The organism is Streptomyces sp. NPDC007971, from assembly GCF_042958635.1.
Lineage (GTDB): Bacteria > Actinomycetota > Actinomycetes > Streptomycetales > Streptomycetaceae > Streptomyces.
The window spans coordinates 147,201-171,392 of the sequence record NZ_JBIBJK010000012.1; the positions used below are offsets into that span (position 1 = coordinate 147,201).

24 protein-coding genes, 1 tRNA gene and 1 riboswitch are annotated in these 24,192 nt (G+C 68.6%); of the genes, 13 read left to right on the top strand and 12 right to left on the bottom strand.

Annotation, left to right across the window (positions count from 1 at the left end; all coding sequences use genetic code 11):
* Nucleotides 1–278 precede the first annotated feature (278 nt).
* A complete protein-coding gene (locus tag ACFZCP_RS25550; protein ID WP_391430827.1) occupies nucleotides 279–2,996 on the top strand; it encodes a transglycosylase domain-containing protein in 2,718 nt (905 codons plus the stop codon).
* 21 nt (nucleotides 2,997–3,017) lie between these two features.
* Here ACFZCP_RS25550 and ACFZCP_RS25555 read toward each other — a convergent pair whose 3' ends face one another.
* The 3 genes from ACFZCP_RS25555 to ACFZCP_RS25565 all read right to left on the bottom strand — a co-directional run bounded on the left by ACFZCP_RS25555 (nucleotide 3,018) and on the right by ACFZCP_RS25565 (nucleotide 4,300).
* Nucleotides 3,018–3,338 (bottom strand): SMR family transporter, encoded by a 321-nt coding sequence (locus tag ACFZCP_RS25555; RefSeq protein WP_362693353.1) that lies wholly within the window; start codon nucleotides 3,336–3,338, stop codon nucleotides 3,018–3,020.
* 37 nt (nucleotides 3,339–3,375) lie between these two features.
* Nucleotides 3,376–3,447: riboswitch (guanidine-III (ykkC-III) riboswitch) on the bottom strand.
* 89 nt (nucleotides 3,448–3,536) lie between these two features.
* Nucleotides 3,537–3,896 (bottom strand): co-chaperone GroES, encoded by a 360-nt coding sequence (locus tag ACFZCP_RS25560; RefSeq protein ID WP_362693356.1) that lies wholly within the window; start codon nucleotides 3,894–3,896, stop codon nucleotides 3,537–3,539.
* A 74-nt stretch (nucleotides 3,897–3,970) separates the two neighbouring features.
* A complete protein-coding gene (locus tag ACFZCP_RS25565; protein WP_391430315.1) occupies nucleotides 3,971–4,300 on the bottom strand; it encodes a DUF3618 domain-containing protein in 330 nt (109 codons plus the stop codon).
* 92 nt (nucleotides 4,301–4,392) lie between these two features.
* Here ACFZCP_RS25565 and bcp point away from each other — a divergent pair, with 92 nt between their 5' ends.
* The 3 genes from bcp (at nucleotide 4,393) to ACFZCP_RS25580 (ending at nucleotide 6,202) form a co-directional block, all read left to right on the top strand.
* Complete coding sequence (gene bcp, locus ACFZCP_RS25570) at nucleotides 4,393–4,860, top strand: thioredoxin-dependent thiol peroxidase (protein ID WP_391430319.1); 468 nt, start codon at nucleotides 4,393–4,395, stop codon at nucleotides 4,858–4,860.
* A gap of 193 nt (nucleotides 4,861–5,053) precedes the next feature.
* Complete coding sequence (locus tag ACFZCP_RS25575; RefSeq protein WP_391430324.1) at nucleotides 5,054–6,064, top strand: HNH endonuclease; 1,011 nt, start codon at nucleotides 5,054–5,056, stop codon at nucleotides 6,062–6,064.
* 53 nt (nucleotides 6,065–6,117) lie between these two features.
* Nucleotides 6,118–6,202: transfer RNA gene (locus ACFZCP_RS25580), tRNA-Leu, on the top strand.
* Nucleotides 6,203–6,245: 43 nt separating this feature from the next.
* Here ACFZCP_RS25580 and rdgB read toward each other — a convergent pair.
* The 3 genes from rdgB to ACFZCP_RS25595 all read right to left on the bottom strand — a co-directional run bounded on the left by rdgB (nucleotide 6,246) and on the right by ACFZCP_RS25595 (nucleotide 9,771).
* A complete protein-coding gene (gene rdgB / locus ACFZCP_RS25585) occupies nucleotides 6,246–6,848 on the bottom strand; it encodes an RdgB/HAM1 family non-canonical purine NTP pyrophosphatase (protein ID WP_391430327.1) in 603 nt (200 codons plus the stop codon).
* 46 nt (nucleotides 6,849–6,894) lie between these two features.
* Nucleotides 6,895–8,361, bottom strand: coding sequence for an MFS transporter (locus ACFZCP_RS25590; RefSeq protein ID WP_391430330.1), 1,467 nt, complete (start codon nucleotides 8,359–8,361; stop codon nucleotides 6,895–6,897).
* A gap of 96 nt (nucleotides 8,362–8,457) precedes the next feature.
* Nucleotides 8,458–9,771, bottom strand: a complete 1,314-nt coding sequence (locus tag ACFZCP_RS25595; protein ID WP_391430333.1) for a DUF445 family protein — start codon at nucleotides 9,769–9,771, stop codon at nucleotides 8,458–8,460.
* A gap of 195 nt (nucleotides 9,772–9,966) precedes the next feature.
* Here ACFZCP_RS25595 and ACFZCP_RS25600 point away from each other — a divergent pair, with 195 nt between their 5' ends.
* Nucleotides 9,967–11,352, top strand: coding sequence for a GDSL-type esterase/lipase family protein (locus tag ACFZCP_RS25600; RefSeq protein WP_391430336.1), 1,386 nt, complete (start codon nucleotides 9,967–9,969; stop codon nucleotides 11,350–11,352).
* 136 nt (nucleotides 11,353–11,488) lie between these two features.
* Here ACFZCP_RS25600 and ACFZCP_RS25605 read toward each other — a convergent pair whose 3' ends face one another.
* Complete coding sequence (locus ACFZCP_RS25605; RefSeq protein ID WP_391430339.1) at nucleotides 11,489–11,938, bottom strand: hypothetical protein; 450 nt, start codon at nucleotides 11,936–11,938, stop codon at nucleotides 11,489–11,491.
* 367 nt (nucleotides 11,939–12,305) lie between these two features.
* Here ACFZCP_RS25605 and ACFZCP_RS25610 point away from each other — a divergent pair, with 367 nt between their 5' ends.
* Nucleotides 12,306–13,280, top strand: coding sequence for a helix-turn-helix domain-containing protein (locus tag ACFZCP_RS25610; protein WP_391430343.1), 975 nt, complete (start codon nucleotides 12,306–12,308; stop codon nucleotides 13,278–13,280).
* Between the two features lie 168 nt (nucleotides 13,281–13,448).
* Here ACFZCP_RS25610 and ACFZCP_RS25615 read toward each other — a convergent pair whose 3' ends face one another.
* Nucleotides 13,449–13,751 carry a hypothetical protein gene (locus ACFZCP_RS25615; RefSeq protein ID WP_362693383.1) on the bottom strand — a complete coding sequence of 101 codons (303 nt, stop codon included), beginning with the start codon at nucleotides 13,749–13,751 and terminating at the stop codon, nucleotides 13,449–13,451.
* Between the two features lie 253 nt (nucleotides 13,752–14,004).
* Here ACFZCP_RS25615 and ACFZCP_RS25620 point away from each other — a divergent pair, with 253 nt between their 5' ends.
* Nucleotides 14,005–14,577 (top strand): GNAT family N-acetyltransferase, encoded by a 573-nt coding sequence (locus ACFZCP_RS25620; protein ID WP_391430348.1) that lies wholly within the window; start codon nucleotides 14,005–14,007, stop codon nucleotides 14,575–14,577.
* Between the two features lie 6 nt (nucleotides 14,578–14,583).
* Nucleotides 14,584–15,414, top strand: a complete 831-nt coding sequence (locus tag ACFZCP_RS25625; protein WP_391430350.1) for an inositol monophosphatase family protein — start codon at nucleotides 14,584–14,586, stop codon at nucleotides 15,412–15,414.
* A gap of 51 nt (nucleotides 15,415–15,465) precedes the next feature.
* On the opposite strand, the gene ACFZCP_RS25630 is transcribed toward ACFZCP_RS25625, so the two are convergent.
* The gene (locus ACFZCP_RS25630) at nucleotides 15,466–15,924 is read right to left on the bottom strand and encodes a TIGR03618 family F420-dependent PPOX class oxidoreductase (protein WP_362693386.1); all 459 of its coding nucleotides are present in this window, start codon (nucleotides 15,922–15,924) and stop codon (nucleotides 15,466–15,468) included.
* 198 nt (nucleotides 15,925–16,122) lie between these two features.
* On the opposite strand from ACFZCP_RS25630, the gene ACFZCP_RS25635 reads away from it, so the two are divergent.
* Nucleotides 16,123–16,374 (top strand): chaplin family protein, encoded by a 252-nt coding sequence (locus tag ACFZCP_RS25635; protein WP_391430355.1) that lies wholly within the window; start codon nucleotides 16,123–16,125, stop codon nucleotides 16,372–16,374.
* Between the two features lie 75 nt (nucleotides 16,375–16,449).
* Here the strand turns inward: ACFZCP_RS25635 and ACFZCP_RS25640 are convergent, their stop codons facing one another.
* Nucleotides 16,450–16,686: a hypothetical protein gene (locus tag ACFZCP_RS25640; protein WP_362693389.1), complete on the bottom strand. Its 237-nt coding sequence runs from the start codon at nucleotides 16,684–16,686 to the stop codon at nucleotides 16,450–16,452.
* 428 nt (nucleotides 16,687–17,114) lie between these two features.
* Here ACFZCP_RS25640 and ACFZCP_RS25645 point away from each other — a divergent pair, with 428 nt between their 5' ends.
* Nucleotides 17,115–18,518, top strand: coding sequence for an alpha/beta fold hydrolase (locus tag ACFZCP_RS25645; protein WP_391430360.1), 1,404 nt, complete (start codon nucleotides 17,115–17,117; stop codon nucleotides 18,516–18,518).
* 203 nt (nucleotides 18,519–18,721) lie between these two features.
* Here ACFZCP_RS25645 and ACFZCP_RS25650 read toward each other — a convergent pair whose 3' ends face one another.
* On the bottom strand, nucleotides 18,722–19,213 hold the full coding sequence (locus ACFZCP_RS25650; RefSeq protein ID WP_391430364.1) for a hypothetical protein: 492 nt from the start codon (nucleotides 19,211–19,213) through the stop codon (nucleotides 18,722–18,724).
* 190 nt (nucleotides 19,214–19,403) lie between these two features.
* On the opposite strand from ACFZCP_RS25650, the gene ACFZCP_RS25655 reads away from it, so the two are divergent.
* Nucleotides 19,404–20,681 (top strand): transcriptional regulator, encoded by a 1,278-nt coding sequence (locus ACFZCP_RS25655; protein WP_391430367.1) that lies wholly within the window; start codon nucleotides 19,404–19,406, stop codon nucleotides 20,679–20,681.
* On the opposite strand, the gene ACFZCP_RS25660 is transcribed toward ACFZCP_RS25655, so the two are convergent.
* Nucleotides 20,662–21,324: an HAD-IA family hydrolase gene (locus ACFZCP_RS25660; RefSeq protein ID WP_391430370.1), complete on the bottom strand. Its 663-nt coding sequence runs from the start codon at nucleotides 21,322–21,324 to the stop codon at nucleotides 20,662–20,664. The two genes, ACFZCP_RS25655 and ACFZCP_RS25660, sit on opposite strands and share 20 nt — an antisense overlap.
* A 307-nt stretch (nucleotides 21,325–21,631) precedes the next feature.
* Between ACFZCP_RS25660 and ACFZCP_RS25665 the strand changes: the two genes are divergently transcribed.
* Nucleotides 21,632–23,161, top strand: a complete 1,530-nt coding sequence (locus ACFZCP_RS25665) for an ATP-binding protein (RefSeq protein WP_391430374.1) — start codon at nucleotides 21,632–21,634, stop codon at nucleotides 23,159–23,161.
* Between the two features lie 89 nt (nucleotides 23,162–23,250).
* The gene (locus ACFZCP_RS25670; protein WP_391430377.1) at nucleotides 23,251–24,189 is read left to right on the top strand and encodes a PD-(D/E)XK motif protein; all 939 of its coding nucleotides are present in this window, start codon (nucleotides 23,251–23,253) and stop codon (nucleotides 24,187–24,189) included.
* The last annotated feature ends 3 nt before the right edge of the window (nucleotides 24,190–24,192 follow it).

Genomic DNA, 24,192 nt, shown 5'->3' on the forward strand with positions numbered 1-24,192 from the left:
CATCCCCGGCGGCCAAGGCATCCGAGAACACGCAGGGCGCGCAGAGCTCGCAGAGCCCGAAGAGCACGCCCGCGCCCCCGCCGTCCGGAAAGCCCCAGGACTCCACGGCCCCCCAGCGGCCCGGCGGCTCCGAGGCCTCCGGGAAGCCGCAGGGCCCGTCGGAGCAGCCCTCCGGCGCACCCCGGACCCCCGACAAGCCCGGGGACACCCGCGGCGCCGCGAAGCCGCACGAGTCCCAGCAGCAGAACCCCGCCGAGAGCACCCAGGTCCTGCGGCGCATCAAGCCCGCCGCGGAAGCCGGCGCCGCGGCCCAGGCCGCGTCAGGCGCCGACAGGACGACCGCCGCCCCGCAGACGGCCAAGGGCACCTCCGCACCCGAGACCACCCAGGTCCTCCGCCGCGTCAAGGCCCCCGGAGCCACCGGGTCGGCCCGGACCGCCGCAGCGGGCGCCGCGGCAGGCGCCGCCCAGGCGGGTGCCACAGCCGGTGCGGCCAAGGCAGCCACGGCCGGCGCCGCCGTCAAGGCAGCTCAGGCCGGTGCACCCACCCGCACCCCCGGCCCCGCCTCCACCCCCCGCACCCCCAACGGCCCCGCCGGCGAAACCACCGCCCTCGCGGCCTCCGGCCAGGACGGCAACGGCAACGCGGGCAACGGCGGCAACGCGAACAACAGCAACGGCGGCAAGAAGCCCAAGCGGCCCAAGCGCACCGGATGGCGGCGGATCATCCCCACCTGGCGCATGGTGCTCGGCACCTTCGTGACCGGCGTCCTGCTGATCGTCGGCCTCTTCTTCCTCGGCTACTCCCTCGTGAAGATCCCGCCGGCCAACGCCCTCGCCACCATGCAGGGCAACGTCTACCTCTACGCCGACGGCTCCCAGCTCGCCCGCGACGGCCAGATCAACCGCGAGAACGTCACCCTCGCCCAGATCTCCAAGGACGCCCAGCACGCCGTCCTGGCCGCCGAGGACCGCGACTTCTACACCGAGTCCGCCGTCGACCCCAAGGCCATGATCCGCGCCGGCTGGAACACCGCCACCGGCAAGGGCAAGCAGTCCGGCTCCACCATCACCCAGCAGTACGTCAAGAACTACTACCTGGCCCAGGAACAGACCGTCACCCGCAAGGCCAAAGAGTTCTTCATCTCCATCAAGCTGGACCGGAACAAGACCAAGGACCAGATCCTCGAGGGCTACCTCAACACCAGCTACTTCGGCCGCAACGCCTACGGCATCCAGGCCGCGGCCCAGGCCTACTACGGCATGGACGCCACCTCCCTCGACCCGGCCCGCGCCGCCTACCTGGCCGCCCTCGTCAACGCGCCGAGCGAGTACGACGTCGTCGCCCACCCCGAGAACAAGGCCGCGGCCCTCGCCCGCTGGAACTACGTCCTGGACGGCATGGTCACCAAGGGCTGGCTCAGCGAGGCCAAGCGCACCGGCATGAAGTTCCCCATGCCCAAGCAGCAGACCGTCTCCACCGGCCTGTCCGGCCAGCGCGGCTACCTCGTCGAAGCGGTCAAGCACTACCTGATCACCAACAACATCATCGACCCCGACCAGCTCGCCGCAGGCGGCTACCGCATCACCACGACCTTCCAGAAGAACAAGCAGAACGCCTTCGTCAAGGCCGTCAACGACCAGCTGATGTCCAAGCTGGACAAGAAGAACAACAAGGTCGACAAGAGCGTCCGCGCCGGCGGAGCCTCCGTCGACCCCAAGACCGGCAAGGTCGTCGCCCTGTACGGCGGCATCGACTACGTGAAGCAGTACACCAACGGCGCCACCCGCGGTGACTTCCAGGTCGGCTCCACCTTCAAGCCCTTCGTGTTCACCTCCGCGGTCCAGAACGGCTCGGCCACCCAGGACGGCCAGCCCATCAGCCCCAACACCTACTACGACGGCACCAACAAGCGCCCCGTACAGGGCTGGAGCGGCGGCGCCTACGCCCCCGAGAACGAGGACTCCAAGTCCTACGGCGACATCACCGTCCGCAAGGCCACGGACCTGTCGGTCAACGCCGTCTACGCCCAGATGGCCGTCGACGTCGGCCCCACCAAGGTCAAGCAGACCGCCGTCGACCTCGGCATCCCCTCCGACACCAAGGACCTCCAGCCCTACCCGTCCATCGCCCTCGGCACCGCCACCGCCAGCGTCCTCGACATGGCCGAGGCCTACGCCACCCTCGCCAACCACGGCAAGCAGGCCGGCTACACCATGATCGAGAAGGTCACCAAGGACAACACCGAAGAGATCAAGCTGCCCGACCAGCCGGTCAAGCAGGCCGTCAGCCGCGAGGCCGCCGACACCACCACCTCCATCCTGCAGAGCGTGGTCGACAGCGGCACCGCCACCGCGGCCCAGGCCGCCGGCCGCCCCGCCGCGGGCAAGACCGGCACCGCCGAGGAGGACACCGCAGCCTGGTTCGCGGGCTACACCCCCGACCTCGCCACCGTCGTCTCCGTCATGGGCCAGGACCCCGTCACCGCCGGCCACAAATCGCTCTACGGCGCGATGGGCCTGCCCCGCATCAACGGCGGCGGCGCACCCACCCAGATCTGGGCCCAGTTCACCCGCAACGCACTCAAGGGCAAGCCGGTCAGCGACTTCGACCTCGAACTCCAGCAGGGCGCCGACGTCCAGGCACCCGCCTCGCAGGCCCCGTCCACCCCCGGCACCACCGGAAACCAGAACAACGGCGGCACCACCGGCACCCCGTCCCAGGGCGGCACCCCGACCAGCGGCACGACCGACGGCGGCAACACCACCGGCACCCCCACCGACGGCGGCACCCCCACCGGCGGCGGCACACCCGGAGGCCCCGACGGCGGCGGCACCACCGACGGAGGCACCACCACCGACGGCGGCACCACGGGCGGCGACCCGACCACCACCGGCGGCGGCGCACCCGGAGGCACCGACGGCGGCGCCACCACCGACGGCGGCACCGACGTCGGCACCACCGACGGCGGCGCAGTCGCAGGACAGCCACAGTGACCGGCTGAAGGCGACCGGCCGTCAGTGCCCGCCGGTCGCCTTCAGCCCCACCACGGCGACCAGCAGCAGACACACGAAGAACACCCGGGCGGCGGTGACCGGCTCACCCAGCACCACCATGCCGAGCACCGCCGCCCCCGCCGCACCGATCCCCACCCACACGCCGTACGCCGTACCGATCGGCAAGGACCTGGCGGCATACGACAGCAACACCATGCTCGCGACGATCCCGGCACCCGTGAACACACTGGGCACGAGCCGGGTGAACCCATCGGTGTACTTCATCCCGATCGACCAGCCCACTTCCAGCAGGCCGGCGACCACCAGCAACACCCAGGCCACGACCAACACCTCCGAGACGAACGGACGACTCCTCTTCGGTGCGTCGTCCTTGCCTGCATCCCGGTACGGCGCGTCTCGTCGGGCTCCTCCGAACATAGCAAAGAAACGCAAAAGGGGGCCGGTGACAACAGTCACCGGCCCCCTTCGGCCAACGAATCACAGGCAAGAACCCGTGATTCACAGATCAAGACCCATGAATCACAGATACAGACCCGTAGAGTCCTCCGACCCCTCGAAACGGTCCGCTGCCACGGCGTGCAGATCCCGCTCCCGCATGAGCACATACGCCACGCCCCGCACCTCGACCTCGGCCCGGTCCTCCGGGTCGTACAGGACACGGTCGCCCGGCTCCACCGTCCGCACGTTCTGGCCGACCGCAACGACCTCCGCCCAGGCCAGCCGCCGCCCGACCGCCGCCGTCGCGGGAATCAGGATGCCGCCGCCCGACCGCCGCTCGCCCTCACCCGTCTCCTGCTTGACCAGCACCCGGTCATGCAGCATCCGAATGGGCAGCTTGTCGTGCTGTGGGTTGCTCTGCTCACTTCTCTTGGCGCTCACGCCACGAACCTACCTGCCTCGCACCGGCCCGTACGACTCCGGACCGCAGCTCGTCCCAGCGACACCGTCCCGCGTCAGCCCCTACGCCGCCGCGAACCCACGGCAAGCAGCCCCACGATCCCGACCGTCACCAGCGCCACCGGCACGATCCGCTCCAGACGCGGGGCGCCGTCCTCATCCACGAACTGCGCCCGCACCTCGCTCACCACCCGGTTGACCTGGACATAAGCCCGCCCCACCGTGTGATCGACATGGGCGACGGCCTTGGCCTTCGCATCCCCGACGATCGTCTTCGGATGCACCCGCACCCCGATCTCGTCGAGCGTCTCGGCCAGCACTTCACGACGACGCTTGATGTCCGCCTCGATCTGCGCCGGGGTTCTGGTGTCCGACGTGTCCGCCACCGTACGGCCTCCGAAGTCTCCTGATGCTGTCCCGGACAGTCTGTCAGCTCCATGCCCCACCGCGCCGCAACGCCCCCCGTTACGCTGGACCGATGAGCGAGCGACTCCAGCCCGGGGACGTGGCCCCCGCCTTCACCCTCCCCGACGCCGACGGCAACGAGGTGTCCTTGTCGGACCACAAGGGCCGCAAGGTCATCGTCTACTTCTACCCCGCGGCCCTGACCCCCGGCTGCACCAAGCAGGCCTGCGACTTCACGGACAACCTGCAGGTCCTGGCCCAGGCCGGCTACGACGTCATCGGCATCTCCCCCGACAAGCCCGAGAAACTGGCCAAGTTCCGCGACCAGGAGTCCCTGGAGGTCACCCTCCTCGCCGACCCCGACAAGAAGGCCCTCGACGCCTACGGCGCCTTCGGCGAGAAGAAGAACTACGGCAAGACGTACATGGGCGTCATCCGCTCCACGGTGATCGTCGACGAAGAGGGCAAGGTCGAACGGGCCCTCTACAACGTCCGCGCCACCGGCCACGTAGCCAAGATCATCAAGGACCTGGGGATCTGAGAAGCCCCCTCCCCGCCACCGACGGCCCGCACCGGGATGACCTGGTGCGGGCCGTTTCGCATTCCGGGCGTGACTGTCCGATGAGCGGTTCGTTAGTTCGTACGAGGTCGCGAACGGGTGAACGCAACGGGAGGGCTGCATGAGTACGAGGCGGACATCGGAACTGCGGCAGGAGACCACGCGTGAGCATGGGATGGTGCAGCAGGATCCGACGGATCCGTACAGCAGGGAACGGCTGGCCTCGGTCATCCCCGAAGCCCGCAACTGGGCAGGCCTGATGCGACGGCTCGGCCTTGAGGCGAGTGGTGGCCGGCGGCGCGTACTTCAGGAGAAGGTCGCCGGACACGCCCTGGATACCAGTCACTTCGTGAAGCGCAGCCCGTGGCGCAAGTACCCGGATGCTGCCATCGCCGAGGCAGCGGCCTCGGCATCGTCAATGCGCGAAGTGGCGCTGAAACTGGGTGCTACCCCTGCCACCGGAACTCTCTCGCACCTCCGGCGACGCATCGATGCGATCGGCATCGACATCAGTCACTTTCCCGGTATGGATCGAGCCGAGTTGGATCTGCCCTTCACGACCGAGGAACTGAGGGAAGCCGCGGCGGCAGCGACCAGCATGCGCGGAGTGGCTCGTACCCTGGGTGTGCCGGACGACAGCCGCTCACGTGCGACGCTTGGCCGGATGCTTCACGCACGGGGCATCGACGTGGGGCATTTCTCTCACCGGCGGATTCCGATTCCGGAGGGGAGGCTGCGAGATCTCGTACGGGACTCCGTGAGCTACGCCGACGTGGTGCGCGGGCTCGGTCTGGACGTGAACGACACCAATCATCGAAGCGTTCGGCGTGCGGCAGCCCGCCTCGGCCTCGACACGAGCCACTTCAGGCGCCGTAGCTGGGGACGGCCGGAGCGCCCGGCGCCCGAACCCACCGCTCACCGCGTACTGGTTGTCCTGCCCGACCATGTAGGCCGAGCCAACAGGACGCGGCTTCATCGCGCCTTGGCCGAGATCGGAGTGCCGTACGCATGTGAAAAATGCGGCAACACCGGTGAATGGCTGCGGCAGCCCATCACGTTGCAGATCGACCACATCAACGGAGACTGGCGCGACAACCGTCGCGAGAACCTGCGGTACCTGTGTCCCAACTGCCATGCCCTGACGGAGACGTGGTGCCGCCAAAAGGGGAGGGCTCTCGCAGGGTGACCTGTTCCCCCGTACACTGAACGTCTCCGGTCAGATGCGATGACCGTTTTTGAGCGGCCGTGATGGAATTTGGCAGTCATGCTGGGTTTAGGTCCCAGTGGGTTAACACCCGTGTGGGTTCGAGTCCCACCGGCCGCACGTTCAGAGGGGCTACCTGGCAGGGTGGCCCCTCTCCTGCGTCTCAGCCCAACAGCTCCCGAACCACCGGCACCAGTGCTCGGAACGCCTTCCCCCGGTGGCTGATCGCGTTCTTCTCCTCGGGGCTCAGCTCGGCGCACGTCCGCTTCTCGCCGTCCGGCTGGAGGACCGGGTCGTAGCCGAAGCCGTTCGTGCCGGTGGGGGTGTGCCGCAGGGTGCCCCGCAGCTGTCCCTCGACCACGCGTTCCGTGCCGTCCGGGAGGGCGAGCGCGGCCGCGCAGGCGAAGTGGGCGCCGCGGTGTTCCTCCGCGATGTCGGAGAGCTGGGCGAGGAGGAGGTCCAGGTTGGCCTTGTCGTCGCCGTGGCGGCCTGCCCAGCGGGCGGAGAAGATGCCGGGGGCGCCGTTCAGGACGTCGACGCAGAGGCCGGAGTCGTCGGCGACCGCCGGGAGGCCCGTGGCCCGGGCGAGGGCGTGGGCCTTGAGGAGGGCGTTCTCGGCGAAGGTGACGCCGGTTTCCTTGATGTCGGGGATCTCGGGGAAGGCCTCCGCGCCGACGAGTTCGTGGGGGAGTCCGGCTTCGGCGAGGATGGCCCTCAGCTCGGTGATCTTTCCGGCGTTGCGGGTGGCGAGGATCAGGCGGGTCATGGGGTTCAGTATCCCTGGCGGGTTCGGGCCCCGGGTGTCCCGGTCCTCACGCCTTGCCGGCCGCCGTTGCGGTGAGCGGGCGGGCGATGTCCTCCAGGGAGCGGCGTTCGGCGTTGACCGCGAGGAAGGCGGCGACGAGGCCTGCGGCGCACATGAGGGCCGCGCCGATCTGGAAGGCGAGGACGGTGTCGCTGACGTTGCCGGTGCTGGTGAGGTCGGCGAAGAGGAGGGGGCCGCTGATGCCGCCGGCGGCGGTGCCGAGGGCGTAGAAGAAGGCGATGGCCATGGCGCGGGTCTCCATGGGGAAGATCTCGGAGACGGTGAGGTAGGCGCTGGAGGCGCCGGCGGAGGCGAAGAAGAGGACGGCGCACCAGCAGGCGGTGAGGGTGGTGGCGTCGAGGGTGCCGCGGCCGAAGAGCCAGGCGGTGCCGAAGAGGAGGAGGCCGGAGAGGAGGTAGGTGGTGGAGATCATGATGCGGCGGCCGACGGTGTCGAAGAGTTTGCCGAGGAGCAGGGGGCCGCAGAAGTTGCCGATGGCGATGACGGCGAAGTAGTAGCCGGTGTGGTCGGTGGGGACGTCGAAGAACCGGGTGAGGATGGCGCCGAAGCCGAAGGTGATGGCGTTGTACAGGAATGCCTGGCCGATGAAGAGGGAGAAGCCGAGTACGGCGCGTTTGCGGTACTGGCCGAAGACGGTGCGGGCGATCTCGCGGAACGTGATGCTGGTGCGCTGGTGGATCTCCAGTCGCCCCTGTGGCGCGGTGAGGGGCTCGTCGTTCTCTGCTTCGATCTTCCGTTCGATGTCGGAGACGATCTCCTCGGCTTCCTGTTCCCGGCCGTGGATGAGCAGCCAGCGTGGGCTTTCGGGGACGTGTCGTCGTACGAGGAGGATGACGAGGGCGAGGACGGCGCCGAGGGCGAAGGTGAGGCGCCAGCCGATGTCGGCGGGGAGCAGGTCGGTGTTGAGGGCGAGGATGGAGAGCAGGGAGCCGCCGACGGCGCCGAGCCAGAAGCTGCCGTTGATGATGAGGTCGACGCGTCCGCGGTATTCGGCGGGGATGAGTTCGTCGATGGCGGAGTTGATGGCCGCGTATTCGCCGCCGATGCCGAAGCCGGTGAGGAAGCGGAAGAGGAAGAACCACCAGGGTGCGAAGGAGACCGCGGTCAGTGCGGTTGCGGCGAGGTAGACCACCAGGGTGATCATGAAGAGCTTCTTGCGGCCGAACCGGTCGGTCAGCCGGCCCCAGAACAGGGCGCCCGAGCAGGCGCCGGCGACGTACAGTGCGGCCGCGGTGCCGGTGATCTGGGCGGAGGAGATCGCCAGGCCGCTGTCCGGCTCGGACAGGCGGCCTGCGATGTTGCCGACGACGGTGACTTCGAGTCCGTCCAGGATCCATACGGTGCCGAGTCCGATCACGACGGTCCAGTGCCAGCGGGACCAGGGCAGGCGGTCGAGGCGGGCGGGGATGTCGGTGGTGATGGTCCGGCCGGTGGCGGCCTGGGCTGTGCTCATGCGTTCGGCTCCTCGTCGCTCGGGGCTCCGCTTCTTCGCCGCTCGGGGCTTTGTTCCTCGTCGGGCATGGGTGCCGAGTGCCCGTGCGGGGTGGATTCAGGCGCCGAGTGTTTGGGTGACGATGTAGATGAGCAGGCCGGCGAGGGAGCCGACGACGGTGCCGTTGATGCGGATGAACTGCAGGTCGCGGCCGATGTGGGCTTCGATCTTGCGGGTGGTGTGTTCGGCGTCCCAGCCGGCGACGGTGTCGGTGATCAGGGAGGTGATCTCCTTGCGGTAGGTGGTCACGATGTGGACGGCGATGCCTTCGACCCAGCTGTCGACCTTGTCCTGCACCTTGGGTTCGTTCGCCATGCGGGTGCCGAGGGAGAGCAGGGCGGCTCGTACGCGCATTCTGAGTTCGCTGCGTTCGTCGTCGGCTGCCGCGACGAGCATGGAGCGGACGGCGGTCCAGGCGGATGCGATGAGGTCCTGTACTTCTGCGCGGCCGAGGACTTCGGCTTTGAGCCGTTCGACGCGGGTGCGGGTGTCGGTGTCGGACTGGAGGTCGGAGGCGAAGTCGGTGAGGAAGCGGTCGAGGGCGCCGCGTGCGGGGTGGGAGGGCATGTCGCGCATTTCGGTGGCGAAGCGCAGGAGTTCTTTGTAGACGCGTTCGCCGACTTTTTTGTCGACGAAGCGGGGGGTCCAGCCGGGTGCGCCGCCTTCGACGGCGATCATGACGTCGTCGCGGTGGAGTACGAGCCAGTCGTGTGCGCGGGTGACGACGAGGTCGACGACGCGTCCGTGTCCGCCGTCGGCGACGATTTTCTCGAGCATTTTGCCGATGCCGGGTGCGATCTCCTGTGCGTTGGCGCGGCGGGTGACGGCTTCTGTGACGACGGCTTGTACGTCGGAGTCGCGCAGTACGGTGAGGGCGCCTTGGAGTGCGGTGGCGAGTTCTGTGGTGACGCGGTCGGCGTGTGCGGGTTCGGCGAGCCAGGTGCCGAGGCGGCTGCCGATGCCGACGGCGCGCAGTCGTTGTCGTACGACGTCCTGGGAGAGGAAGTTCTCGCCGACGAATTCGCCGAGTGAGACGCCGAGCTGGTCCTTCTTGGTCGGGATGATGGCGGTGTGGGGGATGGGCAGGCCGAGGGGGTGCCGGAAGAGGGCGGTGACGGCGAACCAGTCGGCGAGTGCGCCGACCATGCCGGCTTCGGCGGCGGCGGCGACGTATCCGGTCCAGGTGCCTGCGCCGGCTTGGGAGCCCCATTTGGCCAGTACGTAGACGACGGCCACGAAGAGCAGCAGTCCGGTTGCTGTGAGCTTCATGCGGCGTACCCCGCGTCGGCGTTCCTCGTCGGCGGGGGTGAAGGCGGTCATGGTCCGGTACGTGGTCGTCCGGTTCGGTGTTTCGGTCTCCGTACGTTCCATCAGCTCCACCCGTTCGGTGATCCCGCACACAATTGTCCCTTCCTGACCGACTCCCGGAACGGGTCAGGAGTTCCCGGCGTCTGTGTGGGTGGGGGTTTGGGCAGGGCCCTGTCAGGTCGGCGGAGCCCGTGACGCATCATGAACTCACCTGATCGGAGCCTCGGGCTCCCGTTTCCCGAGGAGATCGACTCAAGCGTGGCCGAGCGTCATGAGGGGGGTGCGCCGGCTGCGGAGCAGCTTGTGCCCGGAGCCCCCGCGAAGCACCGTGGGGTACTGAGTGCGCTGGTCGCGCTGGTGGTGGTGCTGTCCGCCGTCATCTACGTGACGGTGGCCGCGGGTGACGGCAGGGTGCGTACCGCGGCGGGTGGTGACCGGCCGCACCGGGAGTCGTCTGTGGCTCCGGCGTCGACGGGTGCGTGGGTCGGTGCGTGGTCCACGGCGCCGGTGGGCGGTGAGCCGGGTACCGAGGCGGGTGGCATGGCCGGCCGGTCCGTGCGCAACGTCGTGCACGCGAGCACGGGCGGTACGAGTGCCCGGATCACGCTGTCGAATCTCTACGGTCAGTCGCCGTTGACCATCACGCATGCGTCGTTGGCTCTGTCGGTGGGTGACGGTACGGCCGCTGCCGACGCAGAAACGATGCGGCGCCTCACCTTCAACGGCGGCACCGGTGTGGTCATACCGGCGGGCGGCCAAGTGCTCAGCGATGCCGTGCGCCTGACCATCCCGCATCAGTCGGACGTCCTGGTCACGACCTATTCGCCCACTCCGTCCGGCCCGGTCACGTACCACCCGCACGCCCGGCAGGTCTCGTACGTCGCCGAGGGCGACCGCACCGAGGACGCGACGGGTGCCCCGTACACCGAGCAGACGCCGTACTGGCGCTATGTGACGGCCCTGGACGTGCTGAGCAACGAGGCGACCGGCACGGTGGTCGTCTTCGGCGACTCCATCACGGACGGCATCACGTCCACCGTGGGTGCCAACCGCCGCTGGACCGATGTGCTCGCGGGCCGTCTACGTTCGGCCGTCGAGAACGGCGAGCGGCTGCCCCGTTACGGCGTCGTCAACGAGGGCATCAGCGGCAACCAGGTTCTCGCGGACGGTCTGGGCCGGCCGGCGGAGAACCAGAGCGGCCTCGGCCGTTTCGGCCGGGACGTGCTCTCCCGGACCGGCGTCAGGGCCGTCGTGATCGACCTGGGTGTCAACGACATCCTGCGCAATCCGAGGCTCGCCGATCCGGACCGGATCGTGGAGGGTCTGCGCACCCTGGTCCGTCAGGCCCACGCCCGTGGCCTGACGGTGGTCGGTGCGACCCTCATGCCGTTCAAGGGCCACCGTGGCTGGACTCCGGCCCGGGAGTCGGTGCGGCAGCAGGTGAACGCGGAGATTCGGGCCGGGCGGGTGTTCGACGCGGTGGTGGACTTCGACAGGGCTCTCAAGGACCCCTACGACCCCCGCCGTCTGCGTCCCGACTTCGACTCCGGCGACCATCTGCACCCCAGCGACCTGGGTTTCGCCAGGATGGGCGACGTCTTCGACCTGGGCGCGCTGAAGGGCGCGGGACAGGCGGAGCTGTAGGGCGCCGGGTCGCCGGGTCGCCGGGTCGGCCTGTCGTCGGGTCGGGGCCGTAGGGGGCTGGGCCGTAGGGCGCGGGAAGCAGGTGGGCTGCCGTCACCGCGTGAAGGGCGGGGCCGTCGGCGGAACGGGCTCGGGCTCAGGCTCCGGTCGTCGATCCCGGCCGGACGATCATCAGGATCGTGACGGCCGCCCACAGCAGGTTGAACACCCCCGTGACCATGGCCAGCCGCATGGTCTTCTCGCGTGTGCCGCCGCCCTCCACGAGAGCGGTCTGGGCCGGCAGCACCAGCGCGGCGAGTACGAGGGCGGCGAGTGCCGTGAGCGCGATGGACGCGATCAGCCAGGCGCTGCCGAGTACGCCCATGGTGCTCGCGGTGGCGAACCCGAAGGCCGGGACGACGACGCCGACGACGGCGTAGACCCGGCAGATCCGGTGCAGCAGCTGGAGCGTCTCCGTGGCCCGGGCGTCGTCGGGTGCGGCCAGGGCCCGGCGGGCCGCGGGCGGGAACATGCTGGCGGCGACGGTGACGGGCCCGATGGCGACGATCGCGGCGAGGACGTGGACGGCGAGGAGGAACTTGGTCACGGGGGGACGCTAGGGGAGCGAGGGATCTCGGAGAAGTGGCGTGATTGCCAGCATTCAGCGGATTCTCGCCAAGCCCCCCTCGGCGACGCGGCCGAGCTCCGGCAAGCACCCGCCAGCTCCCGGCCGACTTCCCGTCAGTTCCCCGCTGAGCTTCCGCCGGCCTTCCGGCCAGGTTCCCGTCAGGCTTCCGGCCGAGCTTCCGTCAGGCTCCCGGCCAAGCTTCCGTCGGGCTCCCGGCCAAGCTCCTGCCAGGCTTCCGGCCAAGCTCCTGCCAGGCTTCCGGCCGACCCGCTTCTTGCGGACAGCAGGGGGGTCGGGCCGTCCGGGCCGGTTTGGCGCGAGTCCGACGTAGGGCTACGTTCCTGCCATGCACACCGTGGCCGTCCTGGCGCTGGACCAGGTGATCCCGTTCGACCTGTCCGTCCCGATCGACACCTTCGGCTGGGCCCGGCTGCCGGACGGCCGCCCCGCCTACCGGATACGGGTCTGCTCCCCGGCCGGTGAGGTGAGCGCGGGCTCGGGCGTCTTCAGCGTGCGGGCGCCGTACGGCCTGGAGGCGCTCGCGGAAGCGGACACGATCGTTCTGCCGGGGGTCGCCGACCCGGCCGCGCCGCTGGTGCCGGGCGTCGTGGAGGCGGTGCGCGCGGCGGCGGCGAACGGCACGCGCATCGCATCGATCTGTGTGGGCGCGTTCGTCTTCGCGGCGACCGGTCTGCTGGACGGGTGGCGGGCGACGACCCACTGGTGCGCCGCCGCGGAGCTGGCCGCGAGGCACCCGGGGATCACCGTCGACCCGAACGTCCTCTACGTCGACAACGGCCAGTTCCTCACCTCGGCGGGCGCCGCCGCGGCCATGGACATGTGCCTGCACATGATCCGCAAGGACCACGGTTCGGCGGTCGCCGCGCACGCGGCCCGGATGTCCGTGATGCCGCTGGAACGGGAGGGTGGGCAGGCCCAGTTCATCGTCCACGACCTGCCCCCGGCACCCTCGGGTGCCACCTTGGAGCCCCTCCTGGCGTGGCTGGAGGAGCACTGCGACCGTGACCTCACCCTGGACGAGATCGCGGCCCAGGCCCGCATGAGCAGCCGCACCCTCAACCGCCGCTTCCGCGAACAGACCGGCACGACACCGCTGCAGTGGCTGCACCGGGCGCGGGTGCGGCGGGCGCAGTACCTGCTGGAGACGACGCCGTACCCGGTGGAGCGGATCGCGACGCAGGCGGGCTTCGGGTCCCCGACGGCCTTCAGGGAGCGCTTCCGCCGGGTGGTGGGGACGAGCCCGCAGGCGTATCGGAGGTCGTTCCGGTCGGCGGACGACTCGTCCCCCTCCACCGGGTGACGTGAGGCAGTTGCCTCGGCCGACTCGGACCCGTCGGCCGTCTCGGACCCGTCGGCCGTCTCGGACCCGTTACTCGGCTCGGGTCCGTTGGCCGGCTCGGACTGGTCGGCCGGCTCGCGTCCGTTGGTCGGCTCGGACCCGTTGGTCGGCTCGGGTCCGTCGGTCGGCTCAGGCCCGTCGGTCGGCGACGGCCCAGGAGGCCAGGGCCACGGCACCGGCGACGCCGAGGACGGACGGCCAGGCGCCGACCTTCTTCGCCAGCGGGTGGGAGCCGGCGAACGCGGCGACATAGGCGGCGGTCAGTGCACCGGCGGCCTTCCCGCCCGCCTGCTTGCGCCACTGCTGCGCGGCGGTGACCCCCGCGACGGCCAGGACGGCCCCGCCGAGCTGCCGCTTCCTGGTCCAGCGGGCCACGCCGTACCCGCCGACGAGCCCGGTCGCGGCGACCACTGCGCTGGGAACCCTGGCCATGACTGCCTCCTCGTATGCCGTTGTCCGTTCGGTCCGGCTGTTCCTTCTGCCTGCGCCGAGGCTAACCCGCGGGCGGAGGGGCGACGCACAGTTGAGCCGTGCGATATCAACAGTGAGAGGTGCGGTGCCGACCTCCTCTGCCTCTCACCCCCGTTCGAGCGCCGCCGGGGCCCGTCCGGCACCTCCACGGCAAGGGGTCCTCCGGGCCGCAGGTGCCCTGAAAAGGCCGCGGGCGCCATGCAAAGATCGCGCCGTGAACGACATACGCTTCCGCCTCGCCGAGGAAGGCGACCTTGCTTCCCTCGTCCGTCTGCGCGACGCTGCCGCCCGCTGGATGCTGGCGCGGGGCATCACCGGCCAGTGGCAGCCGGGCGAGCTGGACGAGGACCACTTCCGCCGGATCGTGCGCAGCCAAGAGGTCTGGCTCGCGGAGTCCGGCGGCCACCTGGCCGGCGCCTGGGAGCTGTGGTGGCAGGACGAGGACGCCTGGGGGCCGCAGCCGCCGGTGGCCGGTTATGTCCACCGCCTCATGGTGAACCGCGACAGCGCCCCGCCCGGGACGGGCCTCCGGCTCCTGCGAGCCGCCGAGCAACGTGTGGCCGCGGCGGGCCGGACGGCGGTACGACTGGACTGCCTGGCCGACAACGCACGCCTGAGCAGGTACTACCTGAACGCCGGCTACCGGATCGTCGGCCACGAACCGGCCAAGCCGCAGCCCGGCGGCACACCCAAGTCGTTCACACTCCTGGAGAAGGCTGTACGGGCCGAGGGCGAGTGGCTTCGCCCCTTCGGACCCGAGGACCTGTCCCGACCAGACCGGCGGTGAAGCTCCGTGAACGACCGCGACCTCCAGCCCGATCAGGACCGGAACGGCGACGGCCCGGACCTCGACCGAGCCCTGGCCGTGGCGACGGACCTGGCCGCCTGGGCGTCGGAGGCGATCCGCCGCCCGCACGGCGGCGAGGTGCGGGAGAAGGCGAGCCCGGCGGACATCGTCACGCAGACGGACGAGACGATCGAGGCGCACGTCCGCTCGGTCCTGCGGGCCGCCTTCCCGTCCCACGGCATCGAGGGTGAGGAGTACGGCACCGACGAGCCGCCGTCCCCGAACGCCCCGTACTGGGTGGTGGACCCGGTGGACGGCACCACGAACTACGCCCACGGCATCGGCTGGTGCTCCTTCTCGCTGGGCCTGGCGGCCCCCGACGGCACACCGCTGCTCGGCCTGGTGGCCGACCCCTGGCGCGGAGAGACCTTCACGGCGATCCGGGGAAGAGGCGCCCACCTGAACGGCACCCCGGTCCGAGCGGCCGCCCACACCACCCTCACGGGCCACGTCTTCCTGACGGAGTGGGCGGCCCACGCCCACTGGCCGGGCCTGGACGCTCTCCTGGCGGCCCTGTCGCAACGCCATTGCACGACACGGGTGATGGGCTCGACGGCGCTCTCCCTGGCCCAGGTGGCCGCGGGGCGAGCCACCGCCGCAGCCATCGGAGAGTTCCACGCGGTGGACGGCCTCCCGGCCTACCTGATCGCGACGGAGGCCGGAGCGGTGGCCCTGCCTGCCATCCCGTCGTACGACGAGCCGTTGCTGCTCGCGGCGCCCGGCGTGGCGGAGGAGATGGCCGGGCTGTGGCGCACGATCCGGACAGGAGAGGCCTAGTCCTCGACGAGTGACTACGAACGGCACGCGCCCTTTGCGCCCTGCCTCGCCCTAGCCGTTGATGTCGAGCGCCGTTCCGTAGAGCCGGTCCACCTTCAGCCGGACGACCACGCGGCGCTCGGCGACCAACTGCTCCAGAAACGCACGTTCATCGTCAGGCTTCGCGGCCTGCGGGATCATTCCCAGCAGTTCCCGGCCGACCGCGTCGCCGGGAACCGTCGTGACCTCGGAGACCTCGGCCTCGCCCTCGGCGACGGCGAACGACCACACGTCGCCGCCCTGCACATGCAACGCCGCACGTGGGTTGCGCTTCAGGTGCGTGACCTTGATGCGCTCGGCCGTCGTCGAGAACCGCACGATGCGGGCCTCGGGGTCCCAGCTGTACAGCATGGTGGTCAGGTGGGGGTGGCCACTGCGTTTGACGGTGGCGAGCGTGCCGAACTGCTGCTTGCCGAGGAGGTCGGAGAGGGCGTCGTCGGACAGGGGGCGAGGCGCTGGTCCTTGAGTCATGACCTGATCAACCTCCAGGACCGTCCGGCAATTTCCTGGACACGATGAGGCCAACCGCCGTGCGCGTACCAGGCGTTGGGCCGCGCTTGTGACCGAAGTGCTCACACTTCCAACTGAAGGAGTGGTTTCACCGGACTGATCCAGTAACGGTGTTTTTCCGCCGGTCGCCGGGAGATCTATCGAGCGATTGCCCGCCACATGAAGGAGAACACCATGCGTGGACGTGTCACTCTCGCTGCCGCCGCTTTCGCTGCCGCCGTCGTCCTCGGCAGCGCAGGCGCCGCAGTAGCCGACTCCGGGGCCCAAGGTGCTGCCGTGAATTCGCCCGGAGTGGTGAGCGGCAACGTGATTCAGGTGCCCGTGGAAGTGCCGGTCAACGTGTGCGGCAACACCATCAACGTCGTCGGGCTTCTCAACCCCGCGGCCGGCAACCTCTGCGTCAACGACTAGGACTCGCCCGCCGGGCCGGTACGCGGCACGTCGCCGCGTACCGGCGCACGCGAGGCCGGGCGAGAGGCCGTCGACTCAGGCCCCGCGCAGGAATCCGTCCCCATGAGCGGCGATGTGCGCCTCCAGAGCGGTGAGGGCGTCTTGCGTGGCCTGCGCCGACCCGCTGCCCCGCTGCTCGGCGTAGTACGCCGCACCCAGCTGTTTCAGCAGATCATTACCGGCACGCTGCTGCTGCAACTCGTCCACCTTCTGCTTGCCCTGATGCAGAGCACTCTGAGCCTGCTCCTTGGCCCGGTCGAGAAAACCTGACATGACTGCCTCCGATCGCGTCGAGGCATGACTTCCCGCTTCCCTGCGGCGCATGCTCAGGCGTACCTACTGATGGACTAGTCACACGATCGATCGGACAGGCTCTGGAATACGGCCACCGCTCACGGGCCATCCGGCCGCCGGCCGAAAGCCATTTCCCGCTCCTGTGGCCGCCCCACGAGGGGCGAGAGCCAAGAGGGAGCGATTCGGAAGGCGGTGGATGGAACGCACTCTCCCAAGTGAGATTTCGCCATGCTCCAGAACAGCCCGGCGGCAGCACAACCGTGTGGCCGTCCCTCTCATCTTGCTTTCCGTCAGCAGCAGAACTGACCTGAAGGCAGGCACACTTGCTCAGCGCGACCTCTCCCCTCCTACGACGTAGTGCGGCCGTCGCTGCCGCTTTCGGGCTCGCCGCCGTCGCCGGCCCCCGGGTGGCCGAGGCAACGCCGGCCGGTACGGTCACCGGGCCCGCGGCCCTCCACTGGTCCACCTGCCCCGCGGGCTCCGACGCACCTCGCGGTACCTACTGCTCCACCATCAAGGTGCCCCTCGACCACACCAAGCCGAAGGGCCGGCAGATCAATCTCACCCTGTCGATAGCCGGCGCTCTCGACGCCCCGCGCACCCTCGTGGTCAACCCGGGCGGTCCGGGTCAATCGGGCATCGGCACGGCGAAGTTGGTGTGGAGCTCGCTGCCCGAGGATGTCGGCGCGCAGTACAACGTGGTCAGTTTCGACCCGCGTGGCGTCGGCGCCAGCACCCCGGTCTCCTGCGGGGACACCAAGAAGCTGATCAAGCACCCGGCCGTGCCGTACACGCCCGCGACGGAGGCGCAGGAGCAGGCGCGACGCACCGTGGCCGGCAAGATCGCCGAGCAGTGCCAGGCCAACTCCAAGGACCTGCTGCCCTACATCACCACCGCGAACGCGGCCCGCGACATGGACCGCATCCGTACCGCGTTCCACCAGGACAAGCTGGACTACCTCGGGTACTCGTACGGAACGAAGCTCGGCGCCACCTACGCGACGCTGTTTCCGTCCCACACCGGCCGCATGATCCTGGACAGTGTCGTGGATCCGACCGTGACCACGTACGCCTCGCAGTACGAGCAGGATCCGGCGCTCCAGCACCGGGCCGAGCAGTTCTTCGCGTGGGTGGCCAAGAAGGACAGCACGTATCACCTGGGCACCAGCGCGGCGAAGGTGTCGGCCGCGTGGAACACCGTCCGCAAGCAACTGGACGCCCACCCCGCCGGGGGCAGGGCGGGCAGCGCCGAACTCGATGATCTGCTCGCCTCCGTCATGTACCTCGACATTCAATGGGGCGACGTGGCCAAGGCCGTCTCGGACTACCGGCGCGGGGATGCCCGCGACCTGCTCGGCGCCACCGACCAGCTCGCCTTCGGCGGCGTGGACCCGGCCCAGCTCGCCTACAACTGCGTGGACGACGCCTGGCCCCGCGACTGGGCGACCCTGCACAAGGAGACGGCGGCAGCGGCTCCCAAGTCCCCGCTGTTCGCCTGGCTGAACACCTGGTACAGCGCGCCGTGCGCGTTCTGGAAGGCGCCGACGGCCCCGCCCGTGAAGATCGGCGCGGCCAAGGTGCCGCCGATCCTGCTGCTCCAGGCGAAGGACGACCCGGCGACCCCGTTGGTGGGCGCGCAGCACATGCGCCAGGTCCTCGCCGGCTCCCGCCTCGTCGTCGCGGGCGGCGGCAACCACGGCCAGTACCTGTTCGACAACAACCCCTGCATGGACAAACACGGCAGCCACTACCTGCTCACGGGCCACCTCCCGACAGCCGACACCACGTGCCCGGCTACTCCGGCTCCGTGAGCGGCCACGCGCCCGGCGCCCCCGGCACCGTGAGCGCAATTGCTGACGGTCTCGGCAGAACACCGTGAACGGGATTGCTGAGATTCTCGGCTGATCGTCACTGGCCCGAGGGGCCGTCGACCTGATGGTCGACGGCCCCTCGCTCATGCCCGCCCTCCACAGCCGTCAAGAGCGGGAGTGCACGGGGCAGAGAGGCGGAGGCCTCAGGGTTCGGCCTGAGCGGCCAGCCGGGATCGCCCCAGTGCGACCAGCGGGATGATCGAGCGCGGTGCGCACAGGTCACCCTCGTAACGAGGCGGGATCACCCAGTAGGTGCCAGGTGGTTGTTGCAGGTCCAGCCGCGGGACTCCTAGGTAGGTGCCATGCCCAAGGCAAGTGGCGATGTCGTCGTACGCCCAGACCAGACCGGCATGGCCTTGGATCAGGGCGTAGTACGTCCCACCCGAGACGCGACGGTCGTAGATGATGGAACCTCCCAGCATCACACCGAGGCATACCGCGACCCGGTCGGGGTCGCGTGAAGCCACAGCGGCATGAACCACGTCGGCCGGCATACGCACTGCGGCGAACCGATCGCCGAGCGGCAGGAGCGCGACGCCCTGTATGGCCCACTCGGCTCGTGCTCGTTCCGGGGTGGGATGGGCACGAGCGAGCCACGCCGTAATGGCCCTGTTCAACGCCTCCTGCGTATCCACGTCTAACTCCTGCCTCGGGTCCGATCAGGTACGGCGCACAGCATTCTCGAATCAGTTGACTCATTCGAGGACTTAGGACGGCCTCTGAAGGGACTTGGTAAGGACCTTGCTTCCCCTTCTGGGGGGGGAGGGTGCCCAACATGGGACTCGATATGGGACCGTTGGAGAAGTCAGTAGCAGGAGGTCCCCAGTGCCCAGGCCCACCGGCAACGTTCGACTCAAGGCTGCTCGCGTAGCCGCGGGGTTCAACTCGCAACAAGATCTGGCCGATGCACTCACTCGGCATGCCAAGGACATGGGAATGCGCGGGCTGTCGATCGGGGTCAGGCAGGTCCGGCGATGGGAGTCGGACACTCCACCGTGGCCGCAGCCGGACTGCCAGCGTGTGCTCGTCCATCTGCTGGGCCAAGGCATGGAGGCACTGGGTTTCACGCCTCCGTGGGGTGTCGACGACTCGCAGCAGCCCGGTCATTCGCGGCGCACAGTGGTCGCCGGTGGCGCGGCGACCCTGGGATGGGCAGTCCTGCCTGGCACGGCCGGCGCGGCACTACAACCCGACACGGCCGGAGCCGACTTCCAGGCCGTGACCCGCTCTCACCGACGGCTCTACTGGTCCGTCACGCCGACCCAATTGCATCCTGCCGTTTCTGCCCAAGCGAATCTGGGCTGCGCCCTGCTGCCGGCGACGAGGGACGCTACGCGTCGAACGGTGGCCGCAGCCTTGGCCGAGACGTACCTTCTGGCAGGTCGGATCGAGTTCTTCGACCTTCGCGAACCGAGCAAGGCCAACGAGACCCTCCTCATGGCCCTGCAAGCCGCGGGTGAGGCGGACGACCCATTGCTCGGAGCGGCAATCATTGCGCACATGGCCTTCGTCCCGGGCTGGGCAGCGGACCGCGACGGAGCTGTGGAACGCATGACAGCGGCCCGCACATATGCCCGCCGCGCTCCCGCTTCCGCAGAGTTCCTGGCCTGGCTGGACGCGGTGGAGGCCGAGTGCGAGACCAGGTGCGGGAACACGCGCACAGCACTGAACCTGATCGGCCACGCCGAGGATGTGTTGGCGGCCGGCAATGACCACTCGTCACCAGAGTGGATGGACTGGTTCTCCCCGGCTCGTCTGGCGGCCTTCAAAGGCAACACCCAGATGCTCGCGGGCCACCTTCCGCAGGCCCGCGAGAGCTTGCTGCACGCTTTGGCCTCAATGACGCCCGCCGAGGACAAGCAGCGTTCGGTGGTGTACGGCGATCTGGCAGCTGTCGAGGCAGCCTCAGGCAATCCGGAGCAGGCGTGCGCCTACGCCGGACAGGCCCTCGACCAGTTGGCAACCACCTGGTACGCCACCGGCATGGATCGAGTGCGAGATGTTCGCCGCGCGCTCACGCCCTACCAGCATGAGCGCTGCGTTCGTGACCTCGATGACCGACTGTACGACTGGGCGACGACGATCAGTGCCCTTGGGCGTTGACCTGACGGATCAGCTCCGATAGGTCCAACAGACTCTCGACTCGGAAAGTTGGCAGCTTCCTGGCCTCGTCCGTGTTCCAGTGAATCGTGGCCCACGGACCGCGATGTACGAGCGCAGTCTGCATGCCGGCCAGATGCGCGGGTCGGATGTCGTTGTCGTACCGATCACCGACATAAAGGATGTCGTTCACGCCGAAGGGCACAGCCTCGGAGACCCTCTTGAAGAACTCAACGTCGGGCTTGCTGGCGCCCCAGTCGTCCGACGTGCCGATCAGATCGACGTCGTCCGAGAACAACTCCCGCAGGATCCGCCCTGCCCGCACGGTCTGGTTCCCGGCGATACCGAGCCACAGCCCGTCGGCCTGCAACTTGGCCAGGGCAGGTCGGACGTCCGAGTAGAGGTCCTCTTCACCGAAGGTCTCGGGATGCCCAGCGTCGGCCCGCTTCTCCCGCTCCGCATAGAGGTCGAATCCCGGCCGGAACTCCTGGAAGACCTCCCGGTAGTCCCGTCCTTGGGCGATGACAGCCCCGAACATGGCATGGAACGTGTGCCTCGGCACCCCCAACCAGTCGGCCCAGGTTCCGTACTCCCGCGTCTCGTCCACCAGACACTCACCGACGTCGAAGACCACCGCACGAATCATGGGGGCACGCTACCGGGCGGTTTCGAGTCATCGAACCGTAGTCGCCCTTGGTTCCGTCGCCTGAGTGGCGATGCACGCCCTCTCCGACCCTGCCATGCGTAATCACCGATGGCCACGGCCTGGGGCGTTGTCTCCGGCAGGAGCTGAACGCGGCACCCGGCGGTCCCGCCTTTGCAAACTCACGATCAGGGATGGAACCACAGCTCGGCCTCGGCTGTCACCGCTGTCGACTACGGTCGATCCCGCGTCGCATGATGATGACGATCGGTGTGTCGAACGAGCGGACGTCCAACCGAAAAGGCAGAGCATGGTCAGCGAGTGGCAGTTCGAGGTCCCCACGGCCGGCAGCAAGCGGCTGCCGCCTGACGGGCGCTACATGGAGGCACTCAGCAGCCAGGGTTACGGTTTTGAAGCCGCTATTGCTGACTTGGTGGATAATTCCATCGATGCCGGAGCCGGGAACGTCGTCATACATTTCCTGCGTGATGGAGAACAACTCGTAAGCCTGGTCGTCGTGGACGACGGCAAGGGTATGGACGACGACCAGCTCGATGTGGCCATGACCGTCGGCGGTCGCAGAGGCTACGGCAATAGGTCACTGGGAATGTTCGGCACCGGTCTGAAGTCCGCATCACTCAGTCACGCCAACTCGGTCACGGTCGTGAGCCGTACCAAGCGGACCCGCCCCGTGGGTCGCCGCTGGCTCATGGAGCACGCCAAGCAGGGATTCGAGTGCGATATCATCGATCCGGACTTCGCCCAGGACTTCGTCGATTTCTACCAGGGCCGTCCGATCGGGTTTCAGGGCACCATCGTCCGTTGGGATGGAGTCAAGGACTTCCCCAATCACGGCGGAGGAGGCCAGACCGACCGCTATCTGCACCGGACGGTCAACAAGTTGGGTTTGCACCTGGGATTGCACCTGCACCGTTTCCTTGCTCGGCGCGACTTTCACATTACGATCTCCGTCCAGGATGTGCGGACCGGTGTCGAGTATGCGAACTACGGTGTGGAGTCACTGGACCCCTTCGGTTATCCCGTGTCCGGCGATGCCGGCTATCCGAGTACCTTCACCGCCGACATCCCCACCTTGGGGACCGTCGGACTTCGTGCCCACATTTGGCCTCCGCGTTCCTCCCTCGACGAGTACAAAGCATTCGGGGCAGTGGTTGAACGTGAAGGGTTCTATTTCTATCGCCACGACCGCCTTGTCCAGGCCGGCGGCTGGAACAACTTCCGACAGCCGGAACAGCACCTCTCTCTCGCGCGCGTGGCTGTGGATCTGCCGGACGATTCAGATGGCAAGGTCTTTCGACTGACCGTGAAGAAGGAGGGTGTGCAGGCGTCCCCCGAGTTCGTAGCTGCGATTGAAGGCGCTGCTGACGGCCAAGGGCGTAACTTTGCCGGATACCTGACGGATGCCGAACGCGTCTATCGCGAAGCGCGCAAGCGTGCCGGTGTCGTCCGCAAGGCTGCGATTCCCCCAGGGCGCGGTGTAGATCCACAAGTTCGCCACGTAATCGAGGAGGAGCTGCCGTTGTTGACTCAAGACGATCCTCTGCAGTTCCGCTGGCAAAGACTGCCCAATGACAGGTTCTTCGAGGTCGATCAGGAGGCCCATGTTCTTCTGTTGAACCAGCGATACCGTGCAGCCTTGCTGGGTGGTCGCAGCGGTACGCTCAACGACGCTCCGATGGTCAAGTCGCTCATGTATTTGCTCATGCAGGACGCATTCCAACGAGAGCGCTTGGGAAGCCGTCTCAAGGACAACATCGAGCTGTGGCAAGCCGTCCTCGTCGCCGCCGCACGCGCCGAACTCGATCGGATTGCCGACTGATGGGCACGCGGGACGGCGCAGCCGAGGGCGCCGCTTTCCAGGACCGCACTTCTACGGAGCCACACACGATCGAGTTGCCGTGGACCACCGTGGAGCACTACCTGGGGCGCAGCCTCGGGGCGAGCTATCGACTCTCGCAGGTTGACAAACCCCTGGTCTCCTATGAGATATCGGATGGCGGCCGAGGCATTGCCCTTCACGTCGAACTGGTGGGGGCTCACCGCGCACCGCATTCACCCCTGGCCGCCGTGCGGATAGACTGCATTCTCCACGCCGGTCGACGCCTTGCGCGCCTCACGACTTCCGAACCGGAACTCCTTCGCGACTTTCATGATCTGGTGCTGGCGGTGGCGGACCGCATCGTTGTTGAGGGGCAGGACCTGGCCCGGGCCTTCGACGACACGGTGCACGGTTGGAGCGCGCTGCTCGGCAGACCCCGGGGGCTGTCGCTCGAACGGCGGCTTGGGCTCCACGGTGAACTTGCCGTCCTCGTGAGAATGGCCAGGACCCTCGGATGGCAAGCGGCGCTCGACTCGTGGGTGGGCCCGACCGGCGAGGAGCACGACTTCGCCCTCGAAGCGGCGGACCTGGAGATCAAGACGACTGCCTCGGAGCGTCGTAGACACACCATTCACGGTCTCGGTCAGCTCACGGAAAGCCCAGGGCGACCGCTCTGGTTCGCGTCGTTCCGCCTGACCCGAGGCGGCACTGGGGGGCGCACGCTCAGGGACTCGGTGAAGGCTGCTCGCGATGCTGCGGCCGCTGAAAACATCGGCCGGCGGGCGCGCCTGGATCGACTCCTGGTTGCTACGGGGTGGGATCCCGACCAGCCGGACGACGAACGATGGACGCCACGCGACAGCCCTCTGGTGTTGCAAGCGGCAGACATGCCACGCCTCACGCCCGATGATCTGCCCCATGGGGTGACTGGACGGATCGAGGGTGTCAACTACGTCGTGGACGTCTCCGATCTCCCGCCCACGGTAGGCCCCCCGGCCGTCGACCTCTCCGATCTCCCGCTTCCCTGATCG